Annotated in this window: 31 protein-coding genes and 1 pseudogene; 9 read left to right on the forward strand and 23 right to left on the reverse strand. The window is 61.5% G+C overall.

What is annotated here, in order from left to right; all coding sequences use genetic code 11:
• Positions 1 to 28: 28 nt before the first annotated feature.
• Genes J7557_RS17140 through J7557_RS17150 form a run of 3 tightly spaced genes read right to left on the reverse strand, consistent with a single transcriptional unit; the run spans position 29 to position 2,180 of the window.
• Positions 29 to 922 carry a hypothetical protein gene (locus J7557_RS17140; protein ID WP_291421263.1) on the reverse strand — a complete coding sequence of 298 codons (894 nt, stop codon included), beginning with the start codon at positions 920 to 922 and terminating at the stop codon, positions 29 to 31.
• Positions 919 to 1,818, reverse strand: a complete 900-nt coding sequence (locus J7557_RS17145; protein WP_291421264.1) for an ABC transporter ATP-binding protein — start codon at positions 1,816 to 1,818, stop codon at positions 919 to 921. The genes J7557_RS17140 and J7557_RS17145 overlap by 4 nt, the downstream gene beginning before the upstream one ends.
• On the reverse strand, positions 1,815 to 2,180 hold the full coding sequence (locus J7557_RS17150) for a GntR family transcriptional regulator (protein ID WP_291421265.1): 366 nt from the start codon (positions 2,178 to 2,180) through the stop codon (positions 1,815 to 1,817). Before J7557_RS17150 ends, J7557_RS17145 begins: the two co-directional genes overlap by 4 nt.
• Positions 2,181 to 2,540: 360 nt before the next feature.
• Here J7557_RS17150 and J7557_RS17155 point away from each other — a divergent pair, with 360 nt between their 5' ends.
• Positions 2,541 to 2,759 (forward strand): cold-shock protein, encoded by a 219-nt coding sequence (locus tag J7557_RS17155; RefSeq protein WP_035079940.1) that lies wholly within the window; start codon positions 2,541 to 2,543, stop codon positions 2,757 to 2,759.
• A gap of 173 nt (positions 2,760 to 2,932) precedes the next feature.
• Here J7557_RS17155 and J7557_RS17160 read toward each other — a convergent pair whose 3' ends face one another.
• Positions 2,933 to 3,388, reverse strand: coding sequence for a DUF2852 domain-containing protein (locus J7557_RS17160; protein ID WP_291421266.1), 456 nt, complete (start codon positions 3,386 to 3,388; stop codon positions 2,933 to 2,935).
• Between the two features lie 140 nt (positions 3,389 to 3,528).
• Between J7557_RS17160 and J7557_RS17165 the strand changes: the two genes are divergently transcribed.
• Both J7557_RS17165 and J7557_RS17170 read left to right on the forward strand, forming a co-directional pair.
• On the forward strand, positions 3,529 to 4,833 hold the full coding sequence (locus tag J7557_RS17165; protein WP_291421267.1) for an ActS/PrrB/RegB family redox-sensitive histidine kinase: 1,305 nt from the start codon (positions 3,529 to 3,531) through the stop codon (positions 4,831 to 4,833).
• A 57-nt stretch (positions 4,834 to 4,890) separates the two neighbouring features.
• Entirely contained in the window at positions 4,891 to 5,442 is a 552-nt protein-coding gene (locus tag J7557_RS17170) for an ActR/PrrA/RegA family redox response regulator transcription factor (RefSeq protein ID WP_291421268.1), read from the forward strand.
• Between the two features lie 99 nt (positions 5,443 to 5,541).
• Here J7557_RS17170 and J7557_RS17175 read toward each other — a convergent pair whose 3' ends face one another.
• Entirely contained in the window at positions 5,542 to 5,892 is a 351-nt protein-coding gene (locus J7557_RS17175) for a DUF1428 domain-containing protein (protein WP_291421269.1), read from the reverse strand.
• A 124-nt stretch (positions 5,893 to 6,016) separates the two neighbouring features.
• Between J7557_RS17175 and J7557_RS17180 the strand changes: the two genes are divergently transcribed.
• Positions 6,017 to 7,672 carry an MBL fold metallo-hydrolase RNA specificity domain-containing protein gene (locus J7557_RS17180; RefSeq protein WP_291421270.1) on the forward strand — a complete coding sequence of 552 codons (1,656 nt, stop codon included), beginning with the start codon at positions 6,017 to 6,019 and terminating at the stop codon, positions 7,670 to 7,672.
• Positions 7,673 to 7,675: 3 nt separating this feature from the next.
• Here the strand turns inward: J7557_RS17180 and J7557_RS17185 are convergent, their stop codons facing one another.
• The 7 genes from J7557_RS17185 to J7557_RS17215 all read right to left on the reverse strand — a co-directional run bounded on the left by J7557_RS17185 (position 7,676) and on the right by J7557_RS17215 (position 14,493).
• A complete protein-coding gene (locus J7557_RS17185; protein ID WP_291421271.1) occupies positions 7,676 to 8,815 on the reverse strand; it encodes an MFS transporter in 1,140 nt (379 codons plus the stop codon).
• A gap of 15 nt (positions 8,816 to 8,830) precedes the next feature.
• Positions 8,831 to 9,295: an MmcB family DNA repair protein gene (locus tag J7557_RS17190; RefSeq protein WP_291421272.1), complete on the reverse strand. Its 465-nt coding sequence runs from the start codon at positions 9,293 to 9,295 to the stop codon at positions 8,831 to 8,833.
• Positions 9,288 to 10,442, reverse strand: a complete 1,155-nt coding sequence (locus tag J7557_RS17195) for an MFS transporter (protein ID WP_291421273.1) — start codon at positions 10,440 to 10,442, stop codon at positions 9,288 to 9,290. Before J7557_RS17195 ends, J7557_RS17190 begins: the two co-directional genes overlap by 8 nt.
• 69 nt (positions 10,443 to 10,511) lie before the next feature.
• Complete coding sequence (locus J7557_RS17200) at positions 10,512 to 11,699, reverse strand: MFS transporter (RefSeq protein ID WP_291421435.1); 1,188 nt, start codon at positions 11,697 to 11,699, stop codon at positions 10,512 to 10,514.
• Positions 11,693 to 12,865 (reverse strand): MFS transporter, encoded by a 1,173-nt coding sequence (locus J7557_RS17205; RefSeq protein ID WP_291421274.1) that lies wholly within the window; start codon positions 12,863 to 12,865, stop codon positions 11,693 to 11,695. The genes J7557_RS17200 and J7557_RS17205 overlap by 7 nt, the downstream gene beginning before the upstream one ends.
• A gap of 89 nt (positions 12,866 to 12,954) precedes the next feature.
• Positions 12,955 to 13,539 carry a hypothetical protein gene (locus tag J7557_RS17210; RefSeq protein ID WP_291421275.1) on the reverse strand — a complete coding sequence of 195 codons (585 nt, stop codon included), beginning with the start codon at positions 13,537 to 13,539 and terminating at the stop codon, positions 12,955 to 12,957.
• An 81-nt stretch (positions 13,540 to 13,620) separates the two neighbouring features.
• Entirely contained in the window at positions 13,621 to 14,493 is an 873-nt protein-coding gene (locus J7557_RS17215; RefSeq protein ID WP_291421276.1) for a LysR family transcriptional regulator, read from the reverse strand.
• A 183-nt stretch (positions 14,494 to 14,676) separates the two neighbouring features.
• Here J7557_RS17215 and J7557_RS17220 point away from each other — a divergent pair, with 183 nt between their 5' ends.
• From J7557_RS17220 to J7557_RS17230, 3 genes are read left to right on the forward strand one after another with little or no spacing between them, the layout of a single operon-like run.
• On the forward strand, positions 14,677 to 14,835 hold the full coding sequence (locus J7557_RS17220) for a DUF1127 domain-containing protein (protein ID WP_291421277.1): 159 nt from the start codon (positions 14,677 to 14,679) through the stop codon (positions 14,833 to 14,835).
• Positions 14,829 to 15,833: an aldo/keto reductase gene (locus J7557_RS17225; protein WP_291421278.1), complete on the forward strand. Its 1,005-nt coding sequence runs from the start codon at positions 14,829 to 14,831 to the stop codon at positions 15,831 to 15,833. The genes J7557_RS17220 and J7557_RS17225 overlap by 7 nt, the downstream gene beginning before the upstream one ends.
• A gap of 25 nt (positions 15,834 to 15,858) precedes the next feature.
• Positions 15,859 to 16,824 (forward strand): aldo/keto reductase, encoded by a 966-nt coding sequence (locus tag J7557_RS17230; RefSeq protein ID WP_291421279.1) that lies wholly within the window; start codon positions 15,859 to 15,861, stop codon positions 16,822 to 16,824.
• A gap of 53 nt (positions 16,825 to 16,877) precedes the next feature.
• Here J7557_RS17230 and J7557_RS17235 read toward each other — a convergent pair whose 3' ends face one another.
• Positions 16,878 to 17,231: a septal ring lytic transglycosylase RlpA family protein gene (locus J7557_RS17235; RefSeq protein ID WP_291421280.1), complete on the reverse strand. Its 354-nt coding sequence runs from the start codon at positions 17,229 to 17,231 to the stop codon at positions 16,878 to 16,880.
• 450 nt (positions 17,232 to 17,681) lie between these two features.
• Complete coding sequence (locus J7557_RS17240) at positions 17,682 to 18,317, reverse strand: peroxiredoxin (protein WP_035079966.1); 636 nt, start codon at positions 18,315 to 18,317, stop codon at positions 17,682 to 17,684.
• Positions 18,318 to 18,592: 275 nt separating this feature from the next.
• Here J7557_RS17240 and J7557_RS17245 point away from each other — a divergent pair, with 275 nt between their 5' ends.
• Positions 18,593 to 18,865, forward strand: coding sequence for a hypothetical protein (locus tag J7557_RS17245; protein ID WP_291421281.1), 273 nt, complete (start codon positions 18,593 to 18,595; stop codon positions 18,863 to 18,865).
• 37 nt (positions 18,866 to 18,902) lie between these two features.
• On the opposite strand, the gene J7557_RS17250 is transcribed toward J7557_RS17245, so the two are convergent.
• The 9 genes and pseudogenes from J7557_RS17250 to J7557_RS17290 form a co-directional block, all read right to left on the reverse strand.
• Positions 18,903 to 19,424, reverse strand: a complete 522-nt coding sequence (locus J7557_RS17250; protein WP_291421282.1) for a CreA family protein — start codon at positions 19,422 to 19,424, stop codon at positions 18,903 to 18,905.
• Between the two features lie 163 nt (positions 19,425 to 19,587).
• On the reverse strand, positions 19,588 to 20,406 hold the full coding sequence (locus tag J7557_RS17255) for an amino acid ABC transporter permease (protein WP_291421436.1): 819 nt from the start codon (positions 20,404 to 20,406) through the stop codon (positions 19,588 to 19,590).
• 172 nt (positions 20,407 to 20,578) lie between these two features.
• Positions 20,579 to 21,373 (reverse strand): ABC transporter substrate-binding protein, encoded by a 795-nt coding sequence (locus J7557_RS17260; protein WP_291421283.1) that lies wholly within the window; start codon positions 21,371 to 21,373, stop codon positions 20,579 to 20,581.
• Positions 21,374 to 21,576: 203 nt separating this feature from the next.
• Complete coding sequence (locus J7557_RS17265) at positions 21,577 to 21,738, reverse strand: YegP family protein (RefSeq protein WP_291421437.1); 162 nt, start codon at positions 21,736 to 21,738, stop codon at positions 21,577 to 21,579.
• A gap of 24 nt (positions 21,739 to 21,762) precedes the next feature.
• A pseudogene (locus J7557_RS17270) lies at positions 21,763 to 21,945 on the reverse strand (YegP family protein); the annotation flags it as partial.
• Positions 21,946 to 22,008: 63 nt separating this feature from the next.
• On the reverse strand, positions 22,009 to 22,311 hold the full coding sequence (locus J7557_RS17275) for a SelT/SelW/SelH family protein (RefSeq protein WP_291421284.1): 303 nt from the start codon (positions 22,309 to 22,311) through the stop codon (positions 22,009 to 22,011).
• Positions 22,308 to 22,769 (reverse strand): Crp/Fnr family transcriptional regulator, encoded by a 462-nt coding sequence (locus tag J7557_RS17280; protein WP_035079976.1) that lies wholly within the window; start codon positions 22,767 to 22,769, stop codon positions 22,308 to 22,310. Before J7557_RS17280 ends, J7557_RS17275 begins: the two co-directional genes overlap by 4 nt.
• 234 nt (positions 22,770 to 23,003) lie before the next feature.
• The gene (locus tag J7557_RS17285) at positions 23,004 to 23,483 is read right to left on the reverse strand and encodes a glutathione peroxidase (RefSeq protein ID WP_291421285.1); all 480 of its coding nucleotides are present in this window, start codon (positions 23,481 to 23,483) and stop codon (positions 23,004 to 23,006) included.
• Positions 23,484 to 23,587: 104 nt separating this feature from the next.
• On the reverse strand, positions 23,588 to 26,299 hold the full coding sequence (locus tag J7557_RS17290; protein WP_291421286.1) for a PBP1A family penicillin-binding protein: 2,712 nt from the start codon (positions 26,297 to 26,299) through the stop codon (positions 23,588 to 23,590).
• Positions 26,300 to 26,623: 324 nt separating this feature from the next.
• Between J7557_RS17290 and J7557_RS17295 the strand changes: the two genes are divergently transcribed.
• Positions 26,624 to 26,974 (forward strand): hypothetical protein, encoded by a 351-nt coding sequence (locus J7557_RS17295; RefSeq protein ID WP_291421287.1) that lies wholly within the window; start codon positions 26,624 to 26,626, stop codon positions 26,972 to 26,974.
• Position 26,975: the final 1 nt, after the last annotated feature.

Raw genomic sequence — 26,975 nt, forward strand, 5'->3', positions numbered from 1 at the left:
GGCACTTTGGCGAGAGCCGGCAGTGACGTCAATTGGCGGCGGAGCGGCGGCGATATTCGCTGGCTATGTAGATGGCCACAAAGGCGAAGACGGCGCCGATACCGACCTGCAACCAGTCGAATTTCTGCAGGAAATCGACGGTGAAGGCCATGGCATCGAAAGCCTGCTGCCCTTCCCAGACGCGGTCGAGATAGTCGAAGGCGATCGGGAATTGCGAGCGGTAGTTGAGATAGTCCCAGGTGCGCGTCGCAAAGGGATGCATGCCGCCGCCCATGACGACCCATTCGAGCACGGAGAGGATCGAGGGCAGCAGCAGGGCCAGCGGAATTGCCCAGCGACCCGCCGCCGTGCCCATGGCCCCGACCAGGGCCATATAGGGCAGGTACCAGAGGAGGGCGCAGGCGATGACGACGAGGAGAACCAGGCTCATCTGCGCAAAAATCCCCAGAATGCTCCAGAGCAGGGTGGCACTGCCAAGGCCCGCGATCATCGTCGTTACATAGGCAACGCCAAACATCAGGACGATGCTGAGAAGGGCCACGGCAAAGATCGAGCCGGGCAGGATGGTCATGGCGGCAGTGAGCTTGCTCAACAGCACTTTCAGGTCCGAAGCCGGCATGGACTTCCAGAACAGCATGGCATTGTTGCGCTTGTCGGCGGCAAAGCCATCGGCGCAGTAGAAGAACAGCACGAAGCCCAGATAGGCCAGCCACCCGGCGGCGAGCGCGGCAAAGCCCGCCTCGAATACCCAGGTGGGCATCACCGTCAGCATCTGGCCGGAAAAGCGCGTGTTGATGCGGTCGACGCTGAAGGCGAAGATGGTGAGCAGAAAGACAATCGCGACCATGATCAGCGGCGCGATGAAGAAGGCACCGCGATGCTCGATATATTCGCGATGCACGAGGGCAGCAAAAGCCTTCATCGGGTGGTCTCCGGATTGGCTGTCGGTCGCTGCATCAGCGCGACAAAGAGATCGCTGAGCGTCGGCGTCGACACCTTGCCGAGCGGCTCCAGCTGTTCGCGGGCAACGCCGTCATAGATGAAGACGGTCTGGCCGAAGCGGGTTTCCTCATAGACCGGGCCAAGCGCGCGGGCCTGAGCCTGCAGGTCCGGCTCATTGGTCACGAGCTGGGAAAATTTCTCGTTCACCGTCTCCATCTGCATGTGGAGGATCAGGTCGCCATCCCGGATGAACATGATGTCGGACAGCATGAACTCGATCTCGTCCACCTGATGGGTGGTGATGATCAGGGTCCGTTCCTCGGTCATGTAGTCTTCAAGCAGCCGCCGGTAGAAGCGCTTGCGATAGGTGATGTCGAGGCCAAGCGTCGGCTCGTCGAGCACCAGCAGCTTGGCATCGATCGCCATGACCACGGCGAGGTGAAGCTGCGCCACCATGCCCTTGGACAGCGTCTTGATCTTCATCTCGGGCTTGATGTCGGTGCCTTCGAGGAAGCTGCGCGCCTTGTCGGTCGAAAAATTGGGGTGGATGTTGGAGAGGAGCGCAAAGAGCTCACGGACACGCAGAAAACGTGGCAAGCTCGCCACATCGGAAATGAAGGCGACGTTTTCCATCAATTTGGCGCGCCGGGCGAAGGGATCTTCGCCGAGGACGCGAATGCTGCCCTCATAGCTCGTCAGCCCCAGCATGGCATTGAGCGTTGTGGTCTTGCCCGCGCCATTGTGACCGACAAGGCCATAGATGCGGCCGGCGGGAATGTCGAAATCCAGCCCGTGCAGGATTTCCTTGCGGCCGAATTTTTTCTTGAGACCCCGCGCGGTGACGACGGGTTCCAGCGTGAGATTGGTGTCAGTCATGGCTTTGGCTCCACCGGGGTTTCGGCAAAGAGGGATTTGGGATCAAGGTCCAGCGCCTTGATCTGGGTAAGGATGCGCGGCCAATCCTCCTTGAGAAATTTGTCGCGCTCGTGGGTGAGCAGTTTTTCGCGTGCGCCCTGGGTAACGAACATTCCAAGACCCCTCCGTTTCTCCACCACGCCGATTTCGACCAGGGCTTCAAAGGCCTTGGTGACCGTCAGCGGATTGACCGAAAGCTCTGCTGCAATCTGGCGCACCGAGGGCAGGGCATCGCCCTCCCCCACCGCGCCACGCAGGATCATCTCGATCAGCCGCTGCCGAATCTGCACGAAGATCGGCTGGCTCGCGTGAAAATCATCCATGTGTCGTGCCTATCTAGTGTGCTACGCTTGTATCACACTAAATGAGTGAGTCAAGCGGTGACGCGAAGCCGGGATGTGGCGCTAAAAAAATCAGGCGAGGCCACGGCTTATTTCGTCGGAGAGCCGGGGGTTCGCGCGGTCACGCTTCCAGCGCATAGCTCGAACTTTCGTTTGCGGTCTTGCTCTGGCCACGATCCACTGGCATAAGGGCGCCCATACGTTTCTGCCTAAGTCGGCGGCCTGCTTCCGGTATTTCCGGTCCTAGGCTCTAAGATCCATGTTGCGAACGTCTGTAGGCCCTCTTGCATGTTGCGGAGGGGAACGCTCTTCGCTTCGGCTCCGAGCTTTAAGGAAATCAAAATGGCCACCATCACCGGCACCGTCAAATTCTTCAACGCCACCAAGGGTTTTGGCTTCATCACCCCCGAAACCGGCGGCAAGGACCACTTCGTCCACATCTCCGCTGTTCAGCGTTCGGGCGTCGATGGCCTTTATGAAAACGACAAGGTCACCTACGAAGTCGAGACCGGCCGTGACGGCCGCGAGTCCGCTGTCAACCTGACCCTCATTCAGCAGTAAGCTCCAAAAGAGCGCTGCAGGTTGCCATAAGGCGACTTGAATTCTGGCCCGCCAGGCTTGCGCCCGGCGGGCTTTTTGTTACTCGGCTTTGGCGCGTCACCCACGACCCCCAAACAAAAAAGGCGCCCTTGCGGGCGCCAGTTCACTTGGGAGGTCGGGAAAGGGGGCCGGCCTTAGCCGTTATTGCCCCAATTGTTGTTGTTCTGGTTGTTGTCGCCAAAACCCTGGCGATTGCCACGGTGCTCGCTCATGAAGCGATCGAACTCTTCGCGATCCTTGGCCTTGCGCAGGTTGGCCATATATTCGTGGAAGGCGTCGATTTCGGCATCGAGGCGGGCGCGTTCTTCGTCAAGACGGCGAAGCTGTTCGGCGCGATAGTCGTCGAAGGCAGCATTGCCCGAGGAGGAAAAGTCACGGCCCATGCCGCCAAAGTGCTTCTTGTTGTTGCGCATATAGCCACATCCCTTGTTCCAGTAGCTTTGTGCTTTTTCGGCAGAGCCGCCAAACTTCTCACCCCAGAGGATGTAGCCAAGGACGGCAAGGCCAACCGGCCAGAAGATGATGAAGCCGAGTACCATGAGGGCGATGGTCAGTGGCGACCATTGCGGTTTGATGATTGCTGTGTTCATGTCGTTTCGTTTCCCAGTCACGTCGCGATGCTGATAACGTGGCCCTGCCGGGGGCAGGATCAAGAATGTGCCTATGGGATTTTTTGGCTTGAAATGACGCTTTTCCCTTCCTATGCGGCGCATAGACGTTCTCCAAAATCATGAGCGAAGAAAGCCTTTCCATCAGCGACGATGCCTCGCACTGGCGCCCCCTACGCCTGCAGACGCTGGTATTGCTGCGCTGGCTGGCCGTCGTCGGCCAGACCGTGGGCGTGCTCTTTGTCCATATGGCCCTTGGCTATCCGCTGCCGCTTTGGGAATGCCTGGCGCTGATCGCGCTTTCGGCCGGGCTCAATGTCGGGCTCTTCATGCGTTACGGCGCCAAAGGCCAGCTTTCCCCGCATTTTGCCGCCATTCAGCTCGCCTTCGACCTCTGCCAATTGGGTGGCCTGCTGGCGCTGACCGGTGGGCTGCTCAATCCTTTTGCCCTGCTGCTGCTGGCGCCGGTTTCGGTGTCGGCGACCACCTTGCCGCCGCGAGAAACACTGCTGATTTCGGCGCTCGCTGCCGTTCTGGCCTCAGTGATTTCGGTTCTCCACATGCCCCTCCCTTGGGTGCCGGGCGAGGAATTGGTGTTCAACCGCATCTATGTGATCGGCATCTGGGTCTCGATCATCTGCGGCATTGCCTTCATCGCGGCCTATACGATCCGTGTCGCCCATGAATCGCGTTTGATCGCCGACGCGCTGGCGGCCACCGAACTTGCGCTTTCGCATCGCGAACAACTGTCCGCACTCGATGGCCTCGCGGCTGCGGCCGCGCACGAATTGGGCACGCCGCTATCGACCATTGCGCTGGCCGCCAAGGAAATGCGCGCCGAAGTGGAAGAAGGCAGTCCTCTGGCCGAAGACGTCGAACTGATCATCTCGCAGGCCGCCCGCTGCCGGGCCATTCTGTCAAAACTGCGAAACCTCGGCAGCGATCCGGCCGACATGTTTGCCAAGGCGCCGCTGACCGACATTCTGGCCGAAGTCGCCCGCCCGCATGAGGGCCGCGGCAAGGTTATTTTGTTCTATTCAGAGCGCGCAACGGGCACGCCGCCGGTGTTTCCGCGTTCGGTCGGCCTTCTTTATGGCCTTGGCAATCTTATCGAAAATGCCACGGGCTATGCGCGAGAAACCGTGCGCATCGATACCGAGTGGGACCAGGCGACGATCACCGTCACGGTGACCGACGATGGCCCGGGCTTTGCGCCCGAACTCATCGCCCGGCTCGGCGAACCCTATCTCACGACCCGCCCGCGCGATCCGCATGGCGCCGATGCCCATCAGCCCGGCGGGTTGGGCCTTGGCATCTTCATCGCCAAGACCCTTCTCGAGCGCACCGGAGCGCGGCTCAGTTTTGAAAACGAAAAGCCGACGGGCCATGCCCGTGTCACCATCACCTGGCCGCGCTCGGCACTGTGATCGTGTCGCACCCGGTCGATTTTGACGAAAGAGCGGCAAACGCCTAAAGAAAGCGCCATGAACACGCTCGAAGAACTCCTCGCGGCCGATCCCAGCTTGTTGCTGGTCGATGACGATGCGGCCTTCCTCACCCGGCTCGAACGGGCCATGGCCCGGCGCGGCTTTGCCGTGCGCACCGCTTCGTCAGTCGCTGCCGGTGTTGCGGCGGTGGCCGAACAGCCCCCCGCCTTCGCGGTCGTCGATCTCCGTCTTGAAGACGGCAATGGGCTTGAAGTGGTTTCGGCCCTGCATCAGGCGCGGCCCGATGCCCGCGCCGTGGTGCTGACCGGCTATGGCAATATCGCCACTGCGGTGACCGCGGTGAAACTCGGGGCGATGGACTATCTCTCCAAACCCGCCGATGCCGACGACGTCATCAACGCGCTGCTTGCGACAGGCGAAGACAAGCCCGAGCCGCCGGAAAATCCGATGTCGGCCGACCGGGTGCGCTGGGAGCACATCCAGCGCGTTTATGAACTCTGCGATCGCAATGTCTCGGAGACCGCCCGCCGCCTCAACATGCATCGGCGCACGCTGCAGCGGATTCTCGCCAAGCGCGCGCCGCGCTAAGCAGCACAAGTCACCGCGTCATCCCCGCGAAAGCGGGGATCTCTGTTTCCGTAAGCGAGATTCCCGCTTTCGCGGGGATGACGCAGCGTTTGCCTTGCGTTAGACCTCAAACAGCGTCGAAAACCCGCCAAAGATCATCCGCTGGCCGTCGAACGGCATGTCGGGGACGTTCTTCATGGCCGGGTCTTCCATCATTTTCTTCATTACGGCATCCCGCGTCGCCTTGTCCGGATATTCGATCCAGGAGAAGACGATCACCTCGTCTTCCTTGGCCTGAACGGCGCGCTGAAAGTCGGTGACCTTGCCCGGCGGGACGTCATCGCCCCAGTTCTCGACGGTGCGCGTCGCGCCCCATTGCCTGGCGAGTTCGGCGACCCCGCGGGCATGGGTGATATACTGTTCCTTGTTTGCCTTGGGCACGGCAGCGACAAAGCCATCGATATAGGTCATTTCGTCTCTCCTCATTCTTGCAAGCAAAACAGCTGGGGCACCATCACAGTTGCCCGCTGCCTCGACTTTGACGAATGGGTGGGGCTAAGTTCGACGCCCAAGAAGAAAAATCTGGAGTTTTTCGATGACGGTGACCCTCCATTTCCACGGCGCAGCAGGGACGGTCACCGGATCGTGCTACCGCGTGGTGCACCCACAGGGGCAATTCCTCGTCGATTGCGGGCTGTTTCAGGGCAACAAGTCGGTGCGCGACCTGAACCTCAAACCCACGCCCTTCAACCCCCAAGAAATCGATTTTTTGCTGTTGACGCATGCCCATATCGACCATGCGGGCCTGCTTCCGAAACTTTACGCGGAAGGCTGGCGCGGGCCGATGTGGATGACCGAACCAACCGCGGGTCTGCTCGAATATCTCCTTCCCGACAGCGCCGGCATTCAGGAAAGCGAAGCCGAGCGCGAGACCAAGAAGCGCGGGCGTCGCGGCGATGAACCGGCCAAGCCCCTCTACACCATGGAAGACGCCACCGAGGCGCTGCTCCATCGGCAAACCTGCAATTATGGCGAGTGGATCAATCCCGGCCCCGGCGTGCGCGCCCGCTATTGGAATGCCGGCCACATCATCGGTTCGGCCTCGATCGAAGTGGAAGTAATGAATGGCGACGGCAAGCCGGTGCGCCTGATGTTTTCGGGCGATATCGGCCCGGACGAGAAGGTCTTCTACAACGAGCCCGAGGGCCCCTCGGACTTCGACTACATCCTCTGCGAATCCACCTATGGCGGCCGCGAGCGCGAGGATTATACCCTCGTACAGCGCCGCGAGGCGCTGAAGACCGAAATCAACCTTGCCATGCAAAAGGGCGGCAATCTCGTCATTCCCGCCTTCGCCGTCGAACGCAGTCAGGAACTTCTGCACGATATCGGCGTCCTCATCCGCGATGGCGAGATCGATCCACGCCTCGTGGTGCTCGACTCCCCGCTCGCCAGCAAGGTGACCGGCGTCTACCGCAAATATGCAAAGATGTTCGAAGATACGGAGCTGACGGCGGACGAGCTCTTCAACGATCCGCGCTTCCGCATCATCGAGGCGGTTGAGGATTCAAAGGCGCTCAACGCCATCAAGGGCGGCGCCATCATCATGTCGGCCTCGGGCATGGCCGACGCCGGGCGGATAAAACATCACCTCAGGAACAACCTGATCCGCTCCAATGCCACCGTGCTTTTTGTTGGCTATCAGGCTCCGGGCACGCTGGGTCAGATCATTCTCTCCGGCGCCAAGGAAGTGCGTATCCACGGCACGCTTGTGCCCGTCCGCGCGACCATCCGCTCCATGGGCAATTATTCCGCTCACGCCGATCATTCGGAACTGATGGAGTGGATCAAGGAACGCCTGCCAGCCCATGGCGCCATCTTCCTGACCCATGGCGAGGACGAGGAGCGTACGGCCCTCCGCGCCGCGCTAATGGCAACGGGTCTCGGTGGCGACCAGATCGTCCTGCCCCAACTCGACGACTATTTTGAACTCACCGCTGCTGGCATTGCCGCAGCCAAGGCGCCGGCCGCCCGTCGCGTCGATCTCAGGCAGTTGCCGGCCGATTGGCACAATGCCTTCTCGGATTTTACCATCCGCCTGAGCCAGCGCCTGCACGATCTGCCCGATACTGAAAAACTGGCGCTGATGACATCGCTGCAGCGAAAACTCTCGGAACTGGGCGCCGCGCCCAGCCCGGCGCCCGTGCCGACACCGGTCACCCCGGTCGAGACGCAAGCGTTTGACGAGTAGTTTCTACGATGCCGGGCGCGGCTTCAGGCGCCCGGCCATCACAAAGGTCAGAACAAGCAAGGGGATGAGCATGGAAAACGCCATGCGCACCCCGAGCCCCTGCGCGACAGCGCCGATCAAGGCGGGCGCGCCGAGATTGACGAGCTGGAAGATCAGCGTCGTCGCGGCCACGTTCTGGCTCGCTGGGCGATCCCCGATCCGTGCGGCAGCCGAGAGCATCAGCGGATAAAGCACGCAGATGCCGATGCCCACGATCACGAAGCCGGCCAGCGCCACATAGGCATCGGGCGAGAGCACGATCAGCACCATGCCTGCCACGGCGACGGCCGAAAGCAGCCGGGCCACCCGCACCGGCCCAAAGCGATCAATGACACGATCAGCCAGCAACCTGCCCGCTGCCATAGCGGCGAGTAGAGCGGGCAAAGCCAGCGACTCGACAAAAGGCGACACTTCAAAATTGTCGCGCAGATAAATAATCGACCAGGCGCGCGAGGCGCCTTCAGTGAGCCCGGCGCCGAGGCCGAAGGCAACAAGACCAAGTGTCGCCAGCGTCGGCAGCGCCAACTTTTTGACTTTTTCGCCGCTATGCGGCCGCGGCGGCATGACCGGCATGGGCACGACCACAACGAGCAAAAGCGCGATCAGCACCGGTGCCAGCGCCCAGAGGTGAATGGCGGGATCGACATGAAAACCGCGCAGCGTCGCACCAAGCAGCGAGGTGAGCAAAAACCCGACGCTCCAGATGCCGTGGCAGGTGTTCATCACCCGCGCGCCCGTCGCCGCCTCTACCCGGTCGGCCTCAACATTCATCGCAATATTGCTGAGCGAGAAGCCGATGCCATTGAAGGCGAGAAGGGTGAACAGCGCAATCGGATGCAGCAGCACGGTCGCCAGAGCCGCCGTGATGATGACGATGGGCAGCACTGCCAGAATGGTCCGGCGCGGTCCGAAACGCTCGATGATGGCGCTCGAAAACAGGAACATCGACAGCGCACCGAGCGGCTGGCCGATCAGCACAAGCCCAAGCTGCCCCTCGGACAGGCCCATGGCCAACTGCAGGTCGGGAATGCGCGTATGGATCGCGCCGGCAGCCAGGGCGTGGGTGAAGAACAGCGCAATAACGCGCCAGCGGGCAGAGGTCATGGTCAAGTCAGTGTTTTAGCGCGGACCGGGGTCCATCAGCACATGGATGCGGTCGGCGCCGAGGCGGGCGAGTTTGAGCATCAGTGCCTTGCGGCGGGCAGGAGCAAGGGGAGTGTCGGGACTATCGCGCAGAATGGCGCCATCATGCCCGTCGGCAACAATGAGGCCTTCGCTGTCCGGAAAAATTTCCCCATCGAGCTCGGGCGGTTTGGCAAAAAAGAACTTGTCGGAGAATTCGCGGTATTCGGGCCATTTGCGGTCGACCTGAAAATCAATGAGGCTCGATTTGATCTCGATGATCCAGATCTCGCCCTTGGGCCCCACCGCCAGAACGTCGGCGCGCCGGCCATTGCTGAGCGGCACTTCGGCATAGCAGGCCATGTCGTGCCGCTCACGCAACATGCGCATCACCCCGCGCTGCACGCGCAGGGCCGTGGCCGATTGCCGGAGATCGACAATGGGCGGCAGCTCCTCAGCCATGGACGGCCACAGCAGGTTTTCGCGCCGGCAGGGCGCGGATGACCAAGAGCGCCGCGACCAGCAGCGGCACCACGACCCAGTAGGACATGCGGATGCCGAACTCTTCGGCCACAAAACCGAGCAGCGGCGGGGCAAGGAAGAAAACCACAAAGGTCATCTGCCCCAATGAAGCGACATTGACAGAGGCCGGCCTGTCGGTGCGCTGCGCTGCCGCCGAGACGGCCAGAGGATAGACCGCAGAACAGCCGATGCCGGTCAGCACAAAACCCAGGAGGGCCACATATTCGTGCGGAGCCGTGGCCACGAGGATCAGGCCGGTCATGGCGATCAGCAGCAGCGTTGCGGCCACGGCGCGCGGTGAAAAGCGGTCGACGACGCCATCCATGGTCAGGCGCGCAATGGCCATTGCCAGCGAAAAGACGGTAACGCTGAGCCCGCCGATAAAAGGTTCGACGTGAAAAACGTCGCGCATATAGATCGCGGACCAATCGATCCCGGCGCCCTCGGCAAGGAGCGGCGCGGCGCCGATGATGCAGAGCGCGGCAAGGCCCATGGTGGGAAAAGCGATACGGGGTGCTTCGCCGGCATGGGAATCGGGCCGCAGGGGCGCATTCTCGATGCCGCGGAAGACGAAGAGGCCGGCAATCACAACCACGATCAGCGCCGCGACGAGATGCACGGTGACAGGCACACCGGCCTGCCGCAGACCGGAACTGATCAGCGCCGTGACGAAGAAGCCAAGGCTCCACATGCCATGGGTGCGGCTCATGATGCCGTAGCCAAGCTGGGCTTCGAGCCGGTCGGCCTCAAGATTGACGATGATTTCTACCGCACCGGCACAGATGCCGGCGAAAAACAGCAGCGGCACGACGAAGAGCGCCGAGGGCATGAAGGGCACCAGCGCATAAAGCGCGGACGCAATAAAAATGGTGACGAAGATGCCGGTGCGCGCGGGATAGCGGGCGATAAAGGGGCCGGAAAAGGTGAGGCCCACCAGCGCCCCGCAGGACATGGCAATCAGCATCAGCCCCAGCTGTCCCTCGCTCAATCCAAACTGGAACTGCAGGTCGGGCAGGCGCGACAGCATGGCGCCCATCGAGAGCGCGAAAATGAAAAAGACCCCGAAAATCCGGTGGTGCGGACGCATGAAAGAATCTCCTTGCGAGGGTTCTGCCGCCTTTCGGCGTCAGAACCCGTCAGCAATGCTTTTCGCCGATCAGCCGAGCGGCGTCGGCTCGGGCGGCAGGCCGTGGGGCGCTTCTACCTTTTTGGTGCCCAGGGCGAAACTGGACGCCCAGAGGCCGGCGAGCAGCAGCGGCAGGCAGATGAGGTAGGACCAGCGGATACCGAAAAATTCGGCGACGAAGCCGAGGAGCGGCGGGGCGAGGAAGAAGACCACGAAGCTGACCTGGCCGATAGCGGCTACATTGACCGCCGCGGGACGATCGGTGCGCTGCGCCGCGGCCGAAACGGCCAGCGGGTAGACCGCCGAACAGCCGGCGCCCATCAGGGCAAAGCCAACCAGCGCCAATGTTGCCGTGGGCGCGTTGCCGACGAGCAGGGCGCCGAGGCTTGCTGCGGTCAGCATTACCATGGCGACATAGCGCGGGCCGAAGCGCGCGACGATGGGATCGGCCGAGAGACGCATCGCCGCCATGAAGAAGGCAAAGAGCGTCAGGCCCATGCCGCCGATGAAGGGCTCCACGGCAAAGACATTGCGCATGTAGATGGCTGACCAGTCGATGCCCGCGCCTTCGACGAGGAAGGCAGCAAAACCGATGAGGCAGAGCGGCAGGAGACCGAGATTGGGGAAGGCAAAGCGATGCGTACCCTCGCCCTCGGCCCGCACCGGTTTTGGCGCCTCGGTGGCCGAGAACAGCAGGTAGCCGGCCACGGCCACGACGATGATGGCCACGATACCGAGATGCCAGCCGGCAGAAAGCCCTGACTGGCGGATCATGGCGCCAAACAGTGCCGTGACGAAAAAGCCGACGCTCCAGAAACCATGGGCGCGGTTCATGAAGCGCTGACCGGTCTGCACTTCAAGTCGGTCGATTTCCACGTTGAGATTGATTTCAAGCGCACCGGCGAGCAGGCCTGCAACGAACAGCACGGCAAACATGGCCGGCGCGACCGGCAGCCAGGGAATGGTCGAAAAGAGCAGCGCAGGCCCGAGCACTGTAAGAAGCGCCGTCTTGCGGAAGCCGAGTTTTTCGACGACCGGCGGCCCAAAGGTCAACGAAATCAACGAGCCGATGGCCATGCCGATCATGGTCAGACCCAGCTGGCCTTCGGTGATGCCGAGATGGGTCTGGATATCGGGGAGACGCGCCATCAGCGCGCCCGTCGTCACGGCGAAGAGGAAGAAGCTGGCATAGATGCGGTGCTGGGGGGCGATCATGATGTCGCCTCACGCAGAACCGGTTTTGGCGACAGGACATGGGCCGTGGCAAAGCCGAGCAGCACGAGCGGAATGCCGACGCCAAACACCCACTGGATGCCAAAATGCTCGCCGATAAAGCCGAGGAGCGGCGGTCCAAGCAGGAATGCGGTGAAGGAGAACTGCGCCAGCGCGGCCACATTGACGGCGGCTGGACGGTCGGTCTGCTGCGCGGCAGCCGACATGGCGAGCGGGAAGAGCGCACTGGAGCCGACGCCGATCAGGGCAAAGCCGAGATAGGCGACCCAGGCGGCCGGCGCGAAGAAGGCCAGCAGCACGCCGATACCGAGAACCGTGAGCAGCACGCGAGCGACCAGCACCGGGCTAAAACGCTCGACAAAACTATCGGCAAAGAAACGCGCCACGCCCTGCGAACCGGCAACGGTGGCCACTGCAAGACCGGCCCAGAAGGGTTCGGCATCAAAGAGATTGCGCATGTAAATGGCCGACCAGTCGATGCCGGCGCCTTCCATCAGCATGGCCGAAATGCAGACGCCGACCAGAGCCATGATGGTGACGGTGGGGCGGGCAAAGCGCGGCGCTTCATCGGTGCTGGTGCCGGCGCGATGCGGCGCGGGTTCGAAGCGGCCAAGCACGGTCAGGGTCGCAACGATGATCACCGGGATCATGATGAGCAGGTGGTAGTGCACTTCGAGCCCGGTCTGGGCGATGAAGGAGCCCACCATGCCGGCGGCGAAGAAACCGAGGCTCCAGAAGGCATGGGCACGGCTCATGATGCGGCGGCCGATGGCGTGTTCGACGCGGTCGGCCTCGACATTGATGATCACTTCGATGGCACCGATGGTGAGACCAACCGGCAGCAGCAGAAGGAAGAAAGCGAGCGGGGTCTGCGCCCAGCTCGCCAGCGCATAAAGCGCCGAGAGCAGGGGAATGGCGGTGAGCAGCACGCGGCGATAGCCCACGGCTTCGACCACTCGGCCGGCAAAGGTCAGCGAGATCAGCGTGCCCACGGCCGAGCCGATCAACGCCAGGCCGAGCGCACCTTCGCCGACGCCCATGGCGGTCTGGATATCGGGCAGGCGCGGAAAAATGCTGCCCATGGCAAAGGAATAAATGAAAAACGCCCCGAAGACCTTGATCTGGGGCGGCAGCTCGATGCCGAATCGCATGATGGAAAAATGCTCTAAAGATCAGTCGGGCGCGACGTTAAGACATTTCACGGCGCAGTGAAATGGGCGCGCACCCGCCCCAATAGAGTTTATTGCAACGTTTGCATTGCTGCCACATCGGCAGTTGGGTTGGAAAACTCGTCGCGCAGCACCGAGACGCCATCGAGCAGATTGCGGACGATTTCGAGGCGCCGGAACGGTCCACCGACGCGCGTGATCACCGGGTTCGGTTTGAGCGCCGCGACCCGATTGCGCCGGTCGGGACCAAAGTAGCCTTCGGTCTCGTAAAAGACCATGTTGTGCCCGATCTGCCGGGCGAGGCGTTGGCGCAGTTTCGGCTTGGATTGGGGCAGGGCCACGATATCGTCAAAGCCCATATTGATGCAGGCCATGATGGTTTCGACGGAGGGATCCCCCGCGCAATAGACCATGGGCGAAAAGCGAATGGCGCGCGAAGACGAAAAGCGGATGGCTTCGGCGACAGGCCTGATTTCCCTCAGGTCCGTCGCAGCCGAAAACAGAAAATAGCAGACCGGGGTTTCGCCCGCCTGCTGCTCCACCTGGCTGAGGCCGCGATAGTCCGACACGCCGGCAAAGCCGAGATCACCGGCCATGTCGAAAAGCGTCTGCCAGGCCGCGTCCCCTGGCCCGACGACATAGGCGTATGCTTTCATAGCACCGCTGTCCCTGCTGCATTCCCGGAAGCGGATGCTAGGCCCAAGCCCCTAATGGGGGCCTAACGAAGCGCTCGGGAACTACCCGTAGACCGGCTTTTCCCCGCGAAACAGCGGCCCATTTTCCTGCATCAGCGCCGCGATACGCTCGGTGACGGCGCGCACGGCGGGGGTGTGGCGCTCCTCGTGGTGACAGACGAGCCATTGATCGGTTTCGAGCTCGGGAATGGTGCCGGCCATGCGATCGACCCGCGGATCGCTGTCGCCGACAAAGCAGGGAAAAACCGACATGCCGGCGCCTGCTGCCACCAGTTCCAAAACGCTCATGGCGTCATTGCCGCGCGTCGCGATGCGGTCGCCATGCCGCGCATGGAGCCAGCGGGCCGAATGGGTCTGGCTACCGTCGCCGGCGACGCCGACGAAATAACCAGCCGCCACGCCGCTGATCAGCTCCGGCCGCGCATAGAGCCCATAGGCGACTTTTCCAATGAGCCGCCCCGCCAGCCATTGCTCGGTCGGGCGCTGGTTGCGGATGCCGATATCGGCATTGCGACGGCCAATATCGACCTTGTGGCTGGCCGTGACCAGCTCAAGCGCGAAGCGATCGCCCGCGGTCCAGATTTTCCCAATATTTTTGGCAAGGAATGCCGAGGTCCATGGTCCAGCCGAAACGCGGACCACGCGCTCGCCGATGGCGCCGTCCTTCCAGCGTTTGAGCGAGAGCATGGCGCCTTCCACTTCTTCGGCGCGCAGCAGCAGCTCTTCCCCCGAAGGGGTCAGCCGATAGCCGGTCTGGCTGCGCAGGAAAAGCGGCTCGCCCACCTGTCGCTCCAGCGCCGTCACCCGCCGCCCCAGCGTTGCCGCGGAAAGGCCGGTCGTTTCCGTCGCGGCGCTCAGCCCACCCAGCCGTGCCACATCGAGAAACAGCCGGAGATCGTCCCAGGAGAAATCCATTTTTCATTTCTGCAAAGTGCCTTGCAGTCTCGACTGTAGCGTAACGACATGAGAGCGCGCAATTATCTCCTCATGGGATCGCCGGGAGCGGTCCTGACCTCAAGCGAAAGCACCCGTTTTGAAACGCCGGATAGAAGTCCGGCGCAGGGGTGCTTTCGCGCGAAATTCCGAGGAGACGAAATCATGTTCGAACCCATCACCAATCGGCTGCGCCGCTGGCACTTGCGCAATATCACGCGGCGAAAGCTGTCGCTGCTCGACGATCGCCTGCTGACCGATATCGGCACCAGGCGCAGCGGCATCAACGACTTCATTTCCGCGCAACCCGAAGAAGGATGCTGACCATGATGGACAAGCGCAAACTCGGACCCAATGGCCCAAAGGTTGGGGCCGTGGGCATGGGCTGCTGGGCCATTGGCGGTCACTTCACCCTCGACGGGCGCAATGACGGTTGGGGCCAGGTCGATGACGCCCAATCTGTGCGCTCGATCGAGCTGGCGCTCGACCTCGGCGCCAACCTCTTCGACACAGCCGATGCCTATGGTACCGGTCATAGCGAGAGCATTTTGGGCAGCGCCCTGAAAGGCCGCCGCGACGACGCTTTTGTCGCCACCAAATTCGGCTTCACCTATGACGAGGGCAGCAAGGCGCTGGTCGCGACCGATGTGTCGCCGAGCTATATCGACTGGGCCTCAGCCAAGTCGCTAAAACGCCTCGGGATGGACTGCATCGATCTCTACCAGATCCATGTCGGCGACCTCAGTGACGACCTCGCCGATCGGGCCGGCGAGGCGCTGGAAGGCCTTGTCGAAAAAGGTCGCATCCGCGCCTGGGGCTGGAGCACCGACAATGCCGCTGCCGCCCGGCGCATGCTGAAATATCCGCACTTTGCCGCGGTCCAGCAGGAGTTGAGCGTGCTCTGCGACGGGGCAGACATGCTGACCCTCTGTGCCGAGGCTGAACTTGCGAGCCTCAATCGCTCGCCCCTCGCCATGGGCATGCTGAGCGGCAAGTTTTCCGCCTCTTCGCGCCTTGCCAAGGACGATGTGCGGGCCGCGGGTCATAGCTGGGTGCGGTTCTTTGCCGATGGCAAACCAAAGCCCGAAACCCTCGCCGTTGTCGACGCGCTCCGCGACCTCCTCACATCAGGCGGCCGCACCCTCGCTCAGGGCGCACTGGGCTGGAACCTGGCCCGCTCGCCGCACACCATTCCCATCCCCGGCTTCAAGACCGAAGCGCAGGTCCGCGACAATCTCGGCGCTTTGGAAAAAGGCCCCTTGCCCGCCGCCGTCATGGCCGAGATTTCGGGCATTCTGAACAAGGAAATCGAACATGTTTGATGCCGATACGCTTGCGGAAACAACCATGACCACCAATCGCCTTGGCCGCTTCGGCGCGGTCAGCCGGCTTACCCTTGGCGGCGGCGGCATCGGCCAGGTCTGGGGCCCGACCTCGGAGGATGAAGCCGTCGCGACGCTGCGCGCCGCCGTCGATGGCGGTATTTCACTCCTTGATGCCGCGCCAGGCTATCTTATCTGCGAAGCCATGATTGGCCGCGCCTTCGAGGGCAGGCTGCCCAATGGGGTGCGCGTCACGACCAAGTACAGCCTCGGCACGGTGCCCGAGGACGAGGTCTTTCCGCGGCTCAAGGCGTCGCTCGAAAAGAGTCTCATGGCCATGAGCCTCGACCGGGTCGACATGATGTTGCTTCACAGCGAAATCCGCCCGGACGATTATGACTATCCGCCCGGCGAGCCACCCAAGAATGAGCGTTCGACCAGTCTCTCGCTCTATCGCAATGCGGTTCGGCCGGCTTTTGCCCGGCTGGTGCAGGAGGGTTTTATTGGCGATTGGGGCATAACCGGCATCAACCATGCCACCGCCACCATAGATGCGCTCTCATCGGGGCCGGTCCCAGCCGCAGTGCAGGCCATCGCCAATCTGCTCGACAGCCCCGGCGCCATGAATGGCACCGGCCTCGCCCCGCGTCCGCGCGATGTCATCGCGGCAGCGCAGGCAGCGGGCGTGGGTGTCATGGGCGTGCGCGCCGTGCAGGCGGGCGCGCTGACCAGCAGCTTTGACCGATCCGATACACATGGGCCGGACCGGGAGGATTTTGCCCGCGCCCAATCTTTTCGCGATCTTTGTGAGCGCTGGGGCGACGACCCAGCCCTTGTCGCCCACCGCTATGCGCTGGGGATCGAGGGCGTCGATACGCTGGTGCTCGGCGTCAAGAACCGGGAAGAACTGCGAATGGCCTTCGAAGCGGAAAGGCGCGGGCCGCTCGATCCCGACCAGCTCTCCGCCATCGAGGTTTTGCGTCTCAGATAACAAAAGGCCGCCCCAGGGGGCGGCCTTTTACTGACGTATGAGATCGGAAGAGATCACATCTGATCGAGGCAGACCGAGGTCGTGCCGCGATTGCGGAAGCCGAGGGCCGTAGCCGCGGCTTTCGAAAGGTCGATGATACGCTTGCCATGAAAAGGCCCGCGATCATTGATGACCACTTCAATCGACTTGCCCGAGTTCTGGTCGGTGACCTGAACCTTGGTGCCGAAGGGGAGAGAACGATGCGCCGCCGTCATGGCGTTTTCGTTGAAGATTTCTCCTGATGCTGCCCGCTTGCCGTTAAAGCCGGGGCCATACCAGGAAGCGCCACCACATTGGGCGTAGGCTGCCGTCGAAGTTAGTGCGAGGGCGGCCGCCGCTGCGGCGACGAGAACGGCTCTTCTGATCAATGGTCTATGCTCACTGAAGTTATCGATGAGCATTGCCTAAAGATGACGGGCGGCACGATTAAGGGCAGAATCGCGCGGGATTGTGCTGTGTTGCCTCATTGCCGCAGGTCTGGCGGCATCAATTCATTAACCATTCGGCCAAGGTTCAACGAATCTTAGAAACTGAATCTCATGAATTGCCGAATTAGCGCCTCGCTAACCGCGATCGGTAAGAATCAGGAAACCACTTTGTTCGCTGTGGCCATGAGGCAACGGTTCCTGGAAACCAGCCGCAAGCCCCGGATTTCGGCTGATCAAGCCTGTGAATTACGGGAAATTCGGCCTTTTCAGAAAATTCGAACAATGATTGTGACCGATTTGGGCTGAGCAAAACGGCAATTGCGGCAAAGAAAATGGGCGATGGATGATCCACCGCCCAGGTCAGTCAGGGAGAAGACAGGTGCTTGTGGCTCAGCCACGGGGCTGCGGTACAATGCGCAGATAAGGCTTCAGTTCCTTCCAGCCCTCGGGATACTTGGCCTTGGCCGCCTCATTGGAAACGGCGGGCACGATGATCACATCCTCGCCACTCTTCCAGTTCACCGGCGTTGCCACCTGGTGCTTGGCGGTCAGTTGCAGGCTGTCGATTACGCGCAGCACTTCATCGAAATTGCGGCCGGTCGAAGCGGGATATTCGATCTTGAGCTTTACCTTCTTGTCCGGGCCGACGACGAAGACCGAACGGACGGTCAACGTGTTGTCGGCATTGGGGTGGATCATGTCATAGAGACGCGCCACCTTGCCTTCGGTATCGGCGAGGAGCGGGAAATTGAGCGCGGCGCCCTGGGTCTCTTCAATGTCCCTGGCCCAGCCGCCATGGTCTTCGAGCTTGTCGACCGAAAGGCCGAGAACCTTCACGCCGCGCTTTTCGAATTCCGGTTTCAGCTTGGCGGTGTAGCCAAGCTCAGTGGTGCAGACCGGGGTAAAGTTCTTGGGGTGGCTGAACAGCACCGCCCAGGAGCCTTCAATGTAGTCGTGGAAGTGAATGGTGCCCTCGGTGGATTCAAGGGTGAAGTCTGGGGCGGTATCGCCAATCAGGATTGCCATCGTGCTTTTCCTCTGCCGGCCTTGTCGACCGTAAATCTTAGCTGAGAATATCGTACTGCCAGCCCACGCTTGAAGGGGTGGCTCACGGAATTCTTTTGTGCATCAGCCCATAACAGCGCCATGACATTCCAATCCGACGCCAAAGGCGAGGAGCCGCCCAATTGGCCGCCCTCGTTCACCAGTTCGTTTTTTACGCGAACCGAATCCGCCTCCGACGCGTTGGCCGCTCGTTGTTTGATGAATTTTTCAGTTTTTGAGCCATTTGGAGACCCACGATGAAATCCTCCCTGATCGCCATTACCACCGCCCTCGCCCTTAGCATCGGTGGCACTGCCGCAATCTTTGCACAGGAGAGCACCACGGCCCCGACAACGCTTGAAGAATGCCTCGTGCAGGAGGGCGCAGGCGCCACCGCGCCGGGAGAGTCGCTTCAATCTGATAGCGATGGCGATAGTGAAGCGACGACCGACACGCCGCCTGCCCAGGGTCCTGAGCCAGCCCTTGGTGAGGCAGTGGTCTGCCCAGATGTGGAAGACAGCGCTAACTGACAAAAGGGCCCGCCTCGGCGGGCCTTTTCTTTTGCCTCTATTGCACCATGACCGAGCCGGTAACGGCCCCAGCCGTCGGCCTGCCATTCTTCCAGGTCACATCAAGCCCGTTGAGCGGCACCACCGAAAGGCTCATCTTGCCCGAGCCCTGCTGGATTTCCCGGGCATGGGCGAGATAGATCAGCGAATTGTTGGCCTGGTCATAGATGCGGGTCACGCGCAGCGACTTCCAGATCAGCGAACGGGCTTCCTTGAAGATTTCCTCGCTGCCCTTCAATGGAATATCGCCCACGGTGATCGGGCCGACTGCCGAGCAATCAAGCGCCGAATAGGACGGGTCCTCGAACCAGTTGCCCTGGCTGATGCGATCGATGAAGGAGCGGTTGAAGAACGCCAGGTGGCAGACAACGCCCTGCACATCAGGATCGGCCACGGCCTCGATGGAAATGTCATTGCCGGTCCAATCGACCCCGACATTGCCCACTTCCGAGCGATTGCCGCAAGCGGCAAGGGCGAGAACGGCGGCTCCGAAAACGGCAAGGCGGGCAAATTTGTGCATTGGGTCCTCCAGCGATGTTTTTACAACATGGTTGGTGGGAAGGGTTGTCGCAAGTGACATCCCTTCTATCGTCATTGCCGGGCCTGTCCCGGCAATCCATCTCGCCTCCGCTGGGGACTACCGGGACAAGCCCGGTAGTGACGACGGAATGAGGGCGTTGCAACTAGAAGCGATCCTTTCGCGCCATGAACATTTCGAGCCATCGCACCAGGAGCGAGAGCGAGATCGTCATGGTGAGATAGAGGAAGGCTACGACATTATAGGTCTCGAAAAACTGGAAGCTCGAAGAGGCGTGCAGTTTTCCAAGCTGGGTAATGTCCTGCACCCCCAATGCAGAAACCAGCGCCGAGTCCTTCACCATGGAGACGAAATCATTGCCGAGCGGCGGCAGGATGGTGCGCAGCGCCTGGGGCATGATGACGAGGCGGAAGCACTGGAAGCGCGAGAGACCAAGCGAACGCGCCGCCTCGACCTGGCCGCGTCCCACCGCCTCAATGCCAGCGCGAAAGATTTCGGCGATGAAGGCGGAGTAGCAGATGGTCAGTGCCAGGATGGCCCGCCAGACGAAATCGAAACCGCGGATGGTGGCCGGCTCCATCCAGCCCATGGAGATGAGCGGGCCCACCACCCAGTTGAATCCAGCCACCAATGCCGGAGCGCCGACAAAGGCGATATAAAACAAAAAAACCAGGATCGGGATGCCGCGGATGATTTCCACGTAAAAGGTCGCGATCTCGCGCAGCACGCGGATATTGGAAGTCCGTGCCAGGGCAATGAGCAGGCCCAAAACGGTCGCGAGGCCAAAGGCGATCAGCGTCACCCAAAGCGTCGTCAGCACGCCGCCCGAGAGTTTCTGGAAGATGTTTGAATAGGTCTCGTCCGCCGTGATGGCCCAGAAGCCGAGCACGAACAGCAGCCCGACGGCGAGCAGCCACCAGGGCATTCGGGCAAGGACGGAGGAACGGCGCGGGCGGGTGGTCATGGGTTCATGTGGCGGGTGACTATCAAGGCGGTCCATTCAACTTCCTGCCGCTCTATCACGGCGTCATCCGCGCGAAAGCGGGAATCCCGTCACGCCGAAAGTGAGATCCCCGCTTTCGCGGGGATGACGCCGTGCAGAAGACCAGGACCATACGAAAAGGGATCGTTGATCCCTACTCACCCGTATATTCAAAGAACCAGTAACTGATCCGCTCATCGAGCCAGCCTTCGGCCTTGAGCTGATCGAGCGCGGCATTGAAGGGTTCAACGAGGTCCGAGCCTGGGGTCAAGATCAGCCCGAGCGGATCAGCCTTGATCGCTTCGCCCACCTGCTTGAAGGCACCGGGATCGGCGCCGATATAGCCGGCCGAGGCCGCCTGATCGGCAATAACGGCGTCCACGTCACCAGCCTTCACCGCCTGAACGGCCGCGCCAAAGCTGTCGAAAACTTTCACGCGCGGATTGGCTTCGTCGCCGTCGAGCACGTCATAAATGGCGGTGTAGAAGGACGAGGTGCCAGCCTGGGCGCCGAACAGCAGTTCCGGATCGCCGGCAAAGCTCTCCTTGCTGGTGATGCGCTCTTCGTCGGCGCGAACCAGGAAATATTGCTCCACCGTAATGAAGGGTTTTGTGAAATCGATCTGCTCGTCGCGCTCGGCGGTGATGGTGATGCCATCGGCGCCAACATCGAACTGACCGGTGCGGACGGACTCGATCATCACGTCCCAGGCCACGAGATTCCATTCGACCTTGGCATTGAGCCGTTTGGCGATCTCGTTGATGACGTCATATTCGAGCCCAATGCCTTCCCCGGTCTTGGGATCGGCGAAATTGAGCGGGTAATAGGCGTTTTCCGTCACCGCATGAATGGTGCGGCCGGCAAGATCGGGCAGGTCCTGCGCCGAGGCGGGCATGGAAATGGCGAAAGCCGTAGCGGCCATGGCAAGGAGGGCGGAAGTTTTCAGCATCGATGCGTCCCCAAACGGTCTGATCGCCGGACAATATTGTGGTTTGGAGCAGGGAGCGAGGCACCCCTGCCAATTTTAGTTCCGAAAAGACTGGCACATGGCAAACAATCGCGGCGTCATTCCCGCGAAAGCGGGAATCCGAGTTCGCGCCAAGAATCCCCGCTGTCGCGGGGTTGCCGGAAAGACCGCTTGGTGCAGGCCGCTCAGGCTTCGTCCACGACCTCGGCACCCGGACCGTTCTTCTTCAGCGACTCGATAGCGTTTACTGCGCTGGATTTCTGCTTGTAGGTCTCGGTGCGGACCATGGTTTCGTTGTTCGAGGCAACAAAGCGCACGAAATGCTGGCCGTCCTTGGAGGCGACGATTTCGAAGCGATAGCCCTTGCCTTCTTCGCCCTTGGAGACGTCGACCGTCGCCGCTTCCGGCGCGTTCTTCTTCAGCGACTCGACCGCCGATTTGGCTGAAGCCTTCTGCTTGTAGTTTTCCGACCAGAAAATCGTCTCGGCATTGTAGACGAAAGCGAACTTGAACTGCTCGTTTGCAGCCGCGGTGATCTTGAACTTATGAGCCATGACGCCAGGCCTCCCTCAGGTTCGATCGCCAAAGACTAGCGAAAACCGGGCATTTGGAAAGACTTATTTACTTCCGACGCTATCGATATGGCCGAGGCTGCGCTCGGGGTCGATCCGGTCGCGCACCATTTGCTTGAGCACGCGGCTATCGGGAAAGCCGCCATCGCGCTTTCGCTCCCAGACCAGCTCGTCGTCGAAATGAATCTCGAAAATGCCGCCGGTGCCGGGCACCAGCGTTACCGATTTCAGTTCGATGGAAAAGGTCGAGAGCAGTTCCTGCGCCATCCAGGCCGAACGCAGCATCCAGTTGCACTGCGTGCAATAGGTGATCGTTACGGCCGGTTTCGGCGTCGTCTCGTCGCTCATTTGCGCTTCTTCTTGCCCGTCTCGCTGGGATCGACAAGGCTAGCCAGGATTTCATCGACGAGGTCGAGATCCTGTCTTTTGCCGGCCGCCTGCTGCTGCAGGTCGACGAGATAGGAGGTGGTATAATAAAGCCGCCGCGCCAGCATGCCGGCAATGTGCAGCGAGAATTCGGGATGCCCATCAAGAAACGTCAGGGCATCGGGAATTTCATAGGCCTCCACTTCGGAGAGAGCCTTCACGGTCGCGGAATGCGGCATGTCGAGCAGCACGGCCATTTCGCCGAAAATCGAGCCGGGCTCGTCGACATGGGTCACCTGCGTGCGTTCGCGGATGATCTCCACCTGCCCCTCGATGAGGACATAGAGTTTTCCGAGGCGCTCGCCCTCGGGCAGGATCACCTGCCCCGACTTGAACCGCTGCTTTTTCAGATCCCTGCAATAGTCGAGAATATCGGCCATGGCCTGCCCTCATTCATCCGCCGCCACCTAAATTAAAGGCTTTGCGGCGCAAAGCAATCTGGCTGGCGCCATGGCTAGTCGGAGAACCGCGAGCGCCAACACCCCCACCCATCCTCCCCCATCAAGGGGGAGGTGATGCTGCGGTGGTTTGGGCGAGATATTGCCCAGAACTCGATGGGCACCTCCACCTTGATGGGGGAGGTTGGGAGGGGGTGAGGCCCCTCGAACCAGCTTCTAAAGCAGCTTCTCGATATCGCCTGCAATTTCGGCCGGTTCCGTCGCCGGCGAGAAGCGCTCCACCACCGTGCCGTCCCGCCCGATCAGAAACTTCGTAAAATTCCACTTGATGGCTTCGCTGCCGAGAAGCCCTGGCGCCGATGCTTTGAGCCATTGGTAGAGCGGATGCGCCTCTTCGCCATTGACGTCGATGCGTTCAAAGATCGGGAAGGTCACCCCGTAATTGATCTCGCAAAAACTCGCGATCTCTTCGCTGGTGCCCGGCTCCTGCCCGGCAAATTGATCGCAGGGAAAGGCCAGCACGACAAAACCGCGATCCCCATATTGCCGATAGAGCGCCTCGAGCCCGGCATATTGCGGGGTCAGTCCGCATTGGCTCGCTACATTGACCACCAGAACGACCTTGCCGGAAAAGTCGGCAAGATTTTGCGGCGTGCCGCTGAGGAGAGGCAGGGTAAAATCGGCGAGCGTGGTCATGGAATTTTCCGGGGAGGCAGAGGAGGATAGACTCATGTGCACCCGCGGGGGCGACAGTTCAATGCGGCACAATGAAAAGGCCCCGGTTTCCCGGGGCCCTCACATCAATTGCCGAACAAGAGATCCATCAGCGTGCGCTGCGAATTCTCGTTCTGATAGACCGGCTGCTGCGGCTGCTGGCCTACCGAGGCGGGCGGCGCGAAGGGGCTCGTCGGCTGCACCTGCTGGCCCTGGAACTGCTGCTGATTGGCAGCCGGGGCGCTCGGCACCCAGACCTGCTGGCCCGTCGCCGGATCGACCACCAGCACCATGGGCAGGCCCGTCTGCGGATCGATCGGGGCGCTATTGTTTGTAAACGCCGCATTCGGGTCGGTGGCGAAACCCGCATTGGGATCGGTCTGCAGCGGCAGGCCCGTCACTGGATCGATGATTTGGCCCTGCGCATCGTATTGCGGCTGGGTCTGGTCAAAGCCCCCATTGATCGGCAGGCCCGTATTGGGATCGGTCATCTGTCCGGTCTGGATCGGCGGATTGGTGGTTGCACCGGTCCCCACAGGCGCAAGGTTGGTGTTAGGCAGGCCCGTGGCCGGATCGATGGCAACGGTCTGGCCCGTCGTCGGATCGATCGTGGTCTGCACCGGCAGGCCCGTGCCGCCATCGACATATTGCACCTGCGGCTGGCCGGTCGTCGGGTCGATCACCGGCTGCCCCGTCGCCGGGTCGATCAATTGCTGGGCAATCAACTGGCCCTGATAAGAGCCGCCCGGAATCGGAACCGGCGAGCGCCCGGCATGGGCCTTGGTCATGAATTCGGACCAGATGGCCGCCGGCACATTGCCGCCCGACAGAGTGGTCTTGGTGTCATTGTCATTGCCGAGCCACACGCCGGTGACCATGGCCGAGGTATAGCCGACAAAGAGCGCATCGCGGGCGTTCTGGCTGGTGCCGGTCTTGCCGCCAAAATCCCAACCGCCCAGATTTGCGCCGCGCCCCGTGCCCACTTCCACAGCGGTCTCGAGCATGTCGTTCATTTCGGCGAGCACATTGGGATCGACGACGCGGCCGGGGCCGGCATCGGAGGCTTCATAGAGCTGCGTGCCATCCTTGGAGGTGATCTTGGTGATCACATTGGGGATGACACCCATACCGCCATTGGCAAAGGGCGCATAGGCCGAGGTCAGTTCGAGAAGGTTCACTTCCTGCGTGCCGAGCGCGATGGACGGCACCGGGGTCATGGGCGAGGAAATGCCCATGCGGGTCGCGACATCGATAACCGCTTCCGGCGTGACGTCGATGGCGAGGCGACCGGCAATTGTATTGAGCGAATAGGCAAGACCCTGGCGCAACGTTACCGTGCCGGCATATTTGCCCGAGGCATTGCGCGGGCTCCAACCATTATATTCGAACTGGGCGTCCTCGGCCAAAGTGTCCGGGGTATAGCCCTTTTCCATGGCGGCCATATAGACGAAGGGCTTGAAGGTCGAACCGGGCTGACGCTTTGCCGTCACGGCACGGTTATACTGGCTTGCCTGATAGTCGACGCCGCCGACCATGGCGCGCACGGTGCCATTGACGTCCATGGCCACCAGCGCGCCCTGCGAGAAGCCGCGCTTGGGGCCTTCATTGGCCACGGCCTCGCGGACGGCAAACTCGGCGTCCTTCTGCATCTTCCAGTCGATGGTGGTCTGCACCACCACGTCATCCTTGATCTCGCCGATATAGGCGGTCATCAGGCTTTCGACCCAATCGGCCACATAGGATTCCGAACCCGCGACCACAGTCCGAACCGTTCCCTGATCGGACGAAATCTGCGCCGCATCGGCTTCTTCGCGGGTGATATAGCCTTCCTGCGCCATGGAATTGAGCACGAGGCGCTGCCGCTCGATGGCGCGCTGCGGATTGGCCTTTGGATTATAGGCCGAAGGCGCGGGCAGGATGCCGACCAGCATGGCGGCCTGACCAAGCGAAAGATTGCGCGCGGAAACGCCGAAATAGGTCTGCGCCGCGGCTTCGATGCCGGTGGCGCCGGAACCGAAATAGACGCGGTTCATATAGAGTTCGAGAATTTCTTCTTTGGTGAAATTCTGCTCGAGCCAGATAGCGAGGATCGCTTCCTGTACCTTGCGGCCCAGGGTCTGGTCGGGGGTAAGAAAGAGGTTCTTTGCCACCTGCTGGGTCAGCGTCGATGCACCGCGCGTCACTTCGCGTGCCTGCACCGATTCCACTGCCACGGCGATAAGACCGATGGGGTCGACGCCAAAATGGCTCATGAAACGCCGGTCTTCCGAGGCGATGAAGGCGGCCGGCACATATTGCGGCAATTCGCGGAAAGTGACCGCTTCGCCGCCGGTCTGGCCGCGATTGGAGATCAGGCTGCCATCGGCCGCGAGGATGCGAATATTGGGCGGGCGATCAGGAATGGCCCAGCTATTGGACGAGGGGAGCTGGGCGCCATAGTAGACGATGACGCCGATAACGGCGAGGCCGCCCCAGAGGCAGGCGACAAAGCCCCACCACAAGAGACCCATGAAAAAGCCGCCCGAGCGCGACCGGCGCTTCCTGGGCTTGGCCGTTTCGGCCTTGCCGCGGCGCGGCTCCTTTTCGGCGCGCGCCGGCTTCTTGCCACGCGGCGGCTTGCCGCCACCGCCAGCACCACCACCAAACGGGCCCCCAGAACGTTCGTCATCGACGAAGCCGCCGACGGACTGGCCAAGGCTCGGCTCGACGCGCTGGCCCTTTGGGCCACGCGCTTGCGGCTTGGCACCCCTATTGGGCTGGGCACCAACGCGATCATCGGCCGAAATGCGGAAGTCCATCGAGCAAACCTGTCCTAGGGAGTCTCATCCCGCTTCTACCCTGTTCTCTCCATGAGGGAAACAAAAGGTAAGCAGGAGGTTAAAGTCCTCTGGCGCGCTGTGGACGGGATTTCCCGTCTCTGCTGCGTCTCGCGTTCGGATGAGACGCTTTTCTGCGGTAAATGTGGCCGGTTTATGTGAGTTTGGCGCAGGATTAAACGACTGTGTCGCCGACGCCACAACAAGGAGCCTGGCCTGATCTGGGACAGACCCCGACAATCGGTGACTCCGGGAATGCGGCGGGCTAGGCTCCGATATCTCATGATCAGCCGCAAGAGCGCGCCAATGCCCCGCTTTCTCGCCGTCTACACGATGCAACCGGAAGACCTCGCCCGTTTCCGCGCCATGCCCAAGGCCGATCAGGACGCGATCGATGATGTGGGGCTCAAGCAATGGGCCAAGTGGGAAAAGAAGAACGCCGCCTCCTTCCCCGATCCCGGCGGCATGGTCGGCAAGACGCTGCGCGTCAGCAAGAATGGGACGGCGCCGGCAACCAATCCCTTTTGCGGCTATATCGTTGTCGAAGCCGAGACCATCGAGGCCGCGGCAAAGCTCTTCGAGAACCACCCGCATTTTTCCGTCTTTCCCGGCGACGGCGTCGACATCATGCCCTTTCTTACCGGGCCATCCACCTGAT

Origin of the sequence: Devosia sp., from assembly GCF_017744655.1 — a bacterium.
In the GTDB taxonomy this organism is placed as follows: domain Bacteria; phylum Pseudomonadota; class Alphaproteobacteria; order Rhizobiales; family Devosiaceae; genus Devosia.